At 54.4% G+C, this 6,850-nt stretch carries 6 protein-coding genes; 3 read left to right on the forward strand and 3 right to left on the reverse strand.

The window, feature by feature from the left end:
• Positions 1–48 precede the first annotated feature (48 nt).
• The 3 genes from EAO80_RS03955 to EAO80_RS03965 all read left to right on the forward strand — a co-directional run bounded on the left by EAO80_RS03955 (position 49) and on the right by EAO80_RS03965 (position 4,358).
• Complete coding sequence (locus EAO80_RS03955; protein ID WP_162993869.1) at positions 49–3,345, forward strand: hypothetical protein; 3,297 nt, start codon at positions 49–51, stop codon at positions 3,343–3,345.
• Between the two features lie 129 nt (positions 3,346–3,474).
• Complete coding sequence (locus tag EAO80_RS03960) at positions 3,475–3,720, forward strand: hypothetical protein (RefSeq protein ID WP_122088637.1); 246 nt, start codon at positions 3,475–3,477, stop codon at positions 3,718–3,720.
• Positions 3,721–3,965: 245 nt separating this feature from the next.
• Entirely contained in the window at positions 3,966–4,358 is a 393-nt protein-coding gene (locus tag EAO80_RS03965) for a hypothetical protein (protein ID WP_122088638.1), read from the forward strand.
• A gap of 175 nt (positions 4,359–4,533) precedes the next feature.
• Here EAO80_RS03965 and EAO80_RS03970 read toward each other — a convergent pair whose 3' ends face one another.
• The 3 genes from EAO80_RS03970 to EAO80_RS19470 form a co-directional block, all read right to left on the reverse strand.
• Positions 4,534–4,962 carry a hypothetical protein gene (locus tag EAO80_RS03970; RefSeq protein WP_162993870.1) on the reverse strand — a complete coding sequence of 143 codons (429 nt, stop codon included), beginning with the start codon at positions 4,960–4,962 and terminating at the stop codon, positions 4,534–4,536.
• 414 nt (positions 4,963–5,376) lie between these two features.
• A complete protein-coding gene (locus tag EAO80_RS03975; protein ID WP_122088640.1) occupies positions 5,377–5,583 on the reverse strand; it encodes a hypothetical protein in 207 nt (68 codons plus the stop codon).
• Positions 5,580–5,750 carry a hypothetical protein gene (locus EAO80_RS19470; protein ID WP_162993871.1) on the reverse strand — a complete coding sequence of 57 codons (171 nt, stop codon included), beginning with the start codon at positions 5,748–5,750 and terminating at the stop codon, positions 5,580–5,582. The genes EAO80_RS03975 and EAO80_RS19470 overlap by 4 nt, the downstream gene beginning before the upstream one ends.
• Between the last annotated feature and the right edge of the window lie 1,100 nt (positions 5,751–6,850).

A 6,850-nucleotide genomic window follows, 5' to 3' on the forward strand; every position in this document is an offset into this window, starting at 1 on the left:
GCTCTCGTAGACGCGCATAGTGCCGAGAACCGAACATAACACACAGCTATGACCGAGAAATCTGACGCAAACGACAAACCGGCAGACCCGACACAAGTAACGGCCCCGACAGTAGACACATCGACCCCGATATGGCGGTGGATCACCTTTGAGAACGCTCCGTTGCTGACCCCGACCGTCCTCGGAACGATCGCGGGGATCCTCGCAATCCCGCTGGCCGGGTTGCTCGTCTCGGGTGTCATATTCGTGGCAACGATGGCGTGGACCTCGATGGTCTACATCATCACTAAACAAACCGGGAACCGAGCCCGTCCGATGTGGAAGGTCGGGGACGCAATCACATTCAACCGAATGCGCCTCGCCATGCCGTGGACGCACTCCGAGGTCGCCGCGAGTAAGATCCACCAGGTCGAAGAGATATATACTGATGGCACGGTCGAAACCACCGATGAGCGGCTCGTTGGGGCCATCCGATTCGACGGCGTGAACACGGCCGATATGACCGAGCAGGAACGTAACCGTATGGTCGCCGACCTCTCGGCAGCGGTCGACGAGGAGATCGAGGATTTCGATTTCAGATTCTACTCGACGACGGACGACTTCGACCCCGAACGCATCGTCGGCCAATACGACCGTGAGGCACGTTCTGACCGACTCCAGCGCGACGGGATGGAATACGTCCGGGAGATGTTCAACGGGATCTACGAGTGGTTTATCGACGCGGATCAGCCGACGTGGCAGGCCCGTGAGTGGCGGCATTACGTGATAGTCGAAGCGTCGGCCGACGAACAGCGAGCACAGTACGCCGACCTCGAGGATAGCGACGAGACCGAACGAGAGGATACCGACGGGATCGACGCGGCAACGTTCCGCGACATGCAGGACGACCTCGCCGACCGCCTGAGTATCGTTCGGACGGATGTTTCGGGATCGGTCGACGGGTGTTCGGCGACCGACGTCGGTGCTGCTGAAATGACGGCATTAGTCCGGCAGTTCTGGAGTGGACAGCCCGCACTCGACACACTTCGGGATGCCGAGGACACCGACGAGGAGAATCCCGCTCCACGGGAGGCAGTCGACGATACACAAGTGACCGTCTCGCGTTCGGGGGATGCTATCGCCGAGGACCTGGGGCTCGCGGCCTCGCACTTCGACGCGAAGAAAGGCTACATCGAGGTCGGGCAGCAGGTCGCCCGAACGTACTGGGTAAGCGCGTGGTCGCCGAATCCGCGTTCGATGTTCCTACGGAATCTCTACAACCTCCGTGACGACGTCGACGTGGACGTGTGTATCCACAATCAGGCCCTCGATCGGGAACTCGTGAAAGACGCACTCCGGTACGACATCCGGGACCTAAGCGTCGAACAGGCCGATCGTGGTGCTGATATTTCCTCGCTCGACGTCTCCGAGAGTAAGAAGTCCTACATCCGACTGTACCAGCAACTCGCCGCGGAAGTGACCCAGCCGTGGGCGATCAACGGATATGTGACGGTTCGGGCGGGCGACCGTTCGACGCTCGACGAGCTGGAGGATGATCTAGAGGACTCCCGCGGCTTCGAGGTTCGTAAACGGCGGACTCTCGAGGATTCGGCCGATTCGGTTCGGAAGGCTGTCGAAGGGACACCGGCGAATCTCACACTGACCGCCCCCGGTCTTCGGCAGCGAGAGGCGTTCGTAGCGTCCTCCCCGATCGGTTCGGATCAGTACAACGAGGCCGTCAACGGGACGGACTGGATGCACGGGGTTCGACAGCTGTTCGGAGCGGAGAACACGGCCGACGTGATCGAGGGCGGCCGATCGACACTCGCCGGCGGTGGGGCCATCGGGGCCATGTTCCCGTTCTGTAGTGCCGTCGTTCAGGATGAGAACGGCACGCTTTGGGGACGGAACACGCAGAACGGGTCCCCGATGGTGATAGACGAGTTCGACCGCGGTTCATCGGGCCATAGTCTGACCATCGGGAAGACTCGGCACGGCAAGACCTACGCCGAGACCCTGATCGACGGCCGTTGGTTCAACGAGCGGGGAGATAGGACACTGATCGTCGCGGATACTCAGAAAGGATTCACAGGGCTGACTGAGTATTGCGACGGTTCGCACATCGTGATCGACGGGTCGACGCCTCTCAACCCGCTTGCGATTAGTGCCCCGGACGAATCCTATGACGTTGGTAGTGGGGATTCGGACCCGGTTCGGATCAAGGTCGAAGAGGTGGCACAGTTCCTTACCGGCGTGTTGAACGCCCAGGGAGTGAGCAACACCGGCGATTACGTCTCGACTATCGAGGAGATCACCATGCGAACCTACCGGCGCGCGGGGATCAAGCCGGACGAGCCCGAATCACTCGAGGAGGACAGCCCGGATATGACGGACTACCTCGATGTGGCGAGCGACATGATCCACGAGACTGAGGAGTACACGATCTCCGGCCACGAGGCCGAAACGGGGATCAAACGCGACCGGCTCGCCGAACTCCTCGATTACCTGAGTGGGTTCCGCGAGAACGGGAAGTATCACGCGCTTCTCGGGAGTGACGACGGCGACGAGACGATGGCCGACACGATGGGTCTCGGTCTCGACGACCCGGACGTTGACATGGTCTACTTGGACCTCTCCGAGACGAACGTCGATACGTCGGTCATGCTTCCGCTCGTTCTCGGGCAGGCCTCGCAAGCGATCCGGAAAGCGCCCGGACAGAGTAAGTTCGTGGCCGACGAGGCCCACGCTCTCATGTACGACGAGCGGGCCGTCGACTGGGTCACAAAAGCCGCCCGGGAGTATGCTCGTTTCGAGAGTGCGTTAGCTCTCATCAGCCAACATCCCAGCGAGTTCCTCGCATCGGGGAGTAGCGACGACAAAGAAGTGTTCAAGGATCAGTGTTCGATCACCCGATTCTTCCGAACGCCGGGCGTCGACATCGAGACGCTGAAACGCTTCGGGATGAACGAAAAGCAGGCCGATCGGGTGAAGAATGGTCTCGTGCCGGGCCTTGCCGGAAAGGGGTACTCCGAGTGTCTGATCGACCTCCAGGACCACCAGGGCTGGATTCCGATGCGCGTCGAAGCCTCGCCATTCGAGGATATCCTACTCAACTACGATGCACGAGAGGACGGAGAACTCGCACACTACGTTGCTGATGAACACGGTGGCGAGCAGTTCAAGCAGCTGGCCGAGGAGATCGGTCGGACGGACGAACTGGCAGAGAAAGAGCAACGGATCTCCGAACTTAAATCGGCACTCCAGGAGAGGCCGAACACGATCGAGGCGAGGGCCGACGGTGGCGAGGATCGTTCGATCGAGGAACAGGCCGCCGCCGTAGTCCGCGAACTGGAACGGGGCGACTGATCACAATCCCCTGCCTGTAGTGGTTGGTGCTGTCTTCATTTTTCGGCTAGAATGGATGAAACACCTGTTACGTAGGACTGCGTATGTATCACCCGAAAATTCATTCTCTTGTGCTCATCATCGGTGGCCATGGACTGGGTAACTCTGGTTGTTATCGGACTGCTTGTTTTCGCTTGTCTTCTCGCAATCTATCAATCACGGAAAGAAGGCTGGGGGTTGAACAGAAAAGTAGGGACGATTGTTTTCATTGGCGGTGTAGCTATCGGGCTGTTTCTTGATGAACTTCTACCCATGGGTTCGTCGCTCCTTCCGTGGGTGGAGCTAATTGGTGCAGCCATAATTCTCATAGGATTAGTCATATCCTGGTATTGGTAACCTGAAGAAGCTAATCCCAATCGCACAGTTAACTGCGATAGATAACCAGTCTGTATGTAGTGATTGGTGCTGTCTTCATTACCCGGCCAGAATGGATGAAGCGCCTGTTACGTAGGACTGCTTACTGAGCGCTAATCGGCTGGATATTCAATTGTTGGTCATATGGACTCTTTCAGATTCTTAAACGACTCTCCCGAAAAAATTTCTTATCGGATATCCATACTATCGGATATCCATACTATCGTATGAAGTCTATAGAGTCCCTTCCGCTAAGGCGAATTATTTGGATTATATTGCTTGCATACTTTGTTCTATTCAGTTCTGCACGTATCGTTGAGTCTGGTACGAGCCCGTGGGGATGGGTTGTGGCATTCGCTATCGGAACTGCCGTTCTTGTCGGACCTGTTATGTGGGCTATCCGCGACCGATTCTCTGAAAAGCGGCGTGAGTCTCTTGGCTACGTTGCGTGGGTCATTGCTCTGATCTTTATATCAGTTATACTCGGTCTCGGACTTATCTTTGAAAACCTACTACTCATTATGGATGTAGGTGCACTCGGGGGTATTATCGGCTATATAGTCGTGTTGGTCCTTGAGAGGATGGTTCTACCTGAACGTCTTCAGGGCACCTCTCAATAAAGTCCCTGAATTGACCGATATGCCAATACCCTGTATGCAGTGGTTGGTGTTGTCTTCATTTCCCGACTAGAATGGATGAAGCAGCTGGTACGTAGAGGTGCGTATTGATTATAGAAGCTCCATCAGATATTGACACTATTCGCCCTCGCGATGGCTGTCACTGATTTGATGCCCCTCAAATCTCTGCCGACGGGCTACGGCCGGCACTTCTGTGGGCATCTATAGTGAGTGATAGTGCGGCGGCCAGCAGGAACAGCGTCGGGAGTATGAAATACCACCCAATGCTCATGAGTCCGATGACCGAGATGACTGCGCCGACCAGTGCCGTAACCCACGTTATGCGCCGGTGTCCGGTCCAAGCGGCGCTCGCTCCAAGAGCAACGAGTCCAATTAGAACTACCGCCCAGAAGAACAGCACCGGGGCGTTCCCGCCGGCACTACTGAGCAAGTAGTCAATCCCGGCCCCACAGCCACGAGTGACTTCACTGGTAGTAGTAGTCACCTCGCCGCTGCTGGTCGCCTCGCCGCTTCCCGACTGACTGGTCCAACAGGAAACGAGACCAAACACGCCCATCAAAGCCATGAACCCGATTGCGCCAGTCAAACCAGCCAGTGCAGCGGCGCTATGGGCGATATTTCTGAGTGACGGTCTGGGGACCATAATTGAAACATCGTATTACTTCTATAAATAATATGTCCTATTTTCACATTTGTGGCTGTACGAGAGATAGTGCCTGTATGTAACGCTGGGTGACCCCAACCATTTGTCTGTGGAGAATCCCACCCGTCTCCCGGTGGTCATTCCGTGTTTGCGGTGGCACCACTGTCCCGAACGAGCGAGGAATCCCCGTCTCGGAACGGAGCGAAGCGACGTGAGAATACGGCGTTACTTGCTCGCGAGTGAGGGTTCCGATCGTAACCTGAGGGACCGATAGATAGAGAGAGCATATATTGATCAGAAACAACACTAAGAGACACCGGTCACAGGCCGATGTAAAATCGAATCGCGAAAAATCAGTTAGTCGTCGCGAACGCCCGGCCGACCGTCGACGATATACTTGAACAACGCCCCACCGGGTTGGATCACCGACAGACGGGGCTCTTGATCGAACAGTTCACGGAACTGCTCGGGATCTTCAGCGTCCCTCTCCGGGTCGAAGTCCTCGGCGAGCACGTTCATCCCCGTTTCCTCATCACGCCACGCACGGGCGTCCTCGTCGCTCATTGATCCCTCGCGTCGTCGCCGGTCCGCACACTGCTCTCGATCCGGTAGTCGACTTTCACCTGGGAAGTCGAGAGAAGCGCCGCGAACTTGGGCGTCATGTCCGGGTGGTCCGCGGCGGCCTCGGTTCTCGAAATTGTAATTCCTGCCTTCCTTGGACTCGTATTCATAATGATTGCCGCCTATGCAGATTCGTACGGGCGTTAGAAGTCTATTTTGATCCAACACAAGATAGCATCTTCCTATCTGATGACGCTGAACCGCCGAACATTCGGTAATTCCCCCGTATGTAGCGATTGGCGCCATCTTCAATTCCCGACTAGAATGGATGAAGCACCTGGTACGTAGAGGTGCTTATTGATCAATAGTATAGACTTCATCCCAGAGAAATACGATTCCAATAATGGCTATAAAAAGCCCGAAACTATTTATCGAAGATACAACATTATAACATTATAATCGCAAATGTGAGTACACGAGGAAGAACATATCGACTGTACTCATAGAACCGATTCACATACATGAAATTCAATACTATGAACCAATCCACGATTGAGATGATCGCGCTTGCCGTGATGGGTATTCTCTTTATCATAGTCAGTGGCTTTCTTCTTACTCAAGCCCCCGCTATTTCGGCTAGTGGTGGAAGAAACCGACTGCTCATTGCAGGAGTCATCGGAACCGTGATTGGGGGTGTGTTTCTCTATGAGAGCGTTACTCGATAGTAGTCCTGTATGTAGCGCTGGGTACTCCCATCATTCGGCGATGACATTGACCGCACTTCCTTCCATCTCTAATCGCCAGGTGGTCAGTCAAATAACTCACTGTTGAGTCCTTCACCTTTGATCCAATAGTAACGCAGGTATAGATATCCTATACTAAGGACAACGATACATCCTATGATTGACTCCTTTACTGGCATAACACAAATACAATTCCAATCTATAAAATGATTAGTAACGTCCAGACAAATATTTTCAGATATATCTATATAGAAATAATTAATGGGGATGGAGTTCTACCATTTAGTGCGGTTCGAACGACAGCCTGTCGATGGCATATCGACCACATCACTGTCAACCACTCCCTACTCCCCAATCCCTGGGAGTTTTTCCGAATCGTAGACAAATCAAAAATATTATTAAAATCTACCCGATGAATATACTATGAAAAACCAGATTCAAGTCAAGCACTGGATATTTAGTGCGGTTCTTGGAATCATTTCAGGAACCATATCATATCTGTATTTTTCGTCTAATATAACCATTGT

Origin of the sequence: Halalkalicoccus subterraneus (assembly GCF_003697815.1) — an archaeon.
GTDB classification, from domain to species: domain Archaea; phylum Halobacteriota; class Halobacteria; order Halobacteriales; family Halalkalicoccaceae; genus Halalkalicoccus; species Halalkalicoccus subterraneus.

Coding starts and splice junctions, on each gene's coding strand:
- EAO80_RS03955 (WP_162993869.1), top strand. CDS start 49: ATGACCGAGAAATCTGACGCAAACGACAAACCGGCAGACCCGACACAA.
- EAO80_RS03960 (WP_122088637.1), top strand. CDS start 3,475: ATGGACTGGGTAACTCTGGTTGTTATCGGACTGCTTGTTTTCGCTTGT.
- EAO80_RS03965 (WP_122088638.1), top strand. CDS start 3,966: ATGAAGTCTATAGAGTCCCTTCCGCTAAGGCGAATTATTTGGATTATA.
- EAO80_RS03975 (WP_122088640.1), bottom strand. CDS start 5,583: ATGAGCGACGAGGACGCCCGTGCGTGGCGTGATGAGGAAACGGGGATG.
- EAO80_RS19470 (WP_162993871.1), bottom strand. CDS start 5,750: ATGAATACGAGTCCAAGGAAGGCAGGAATTACAATTTCGAGAACCGAG.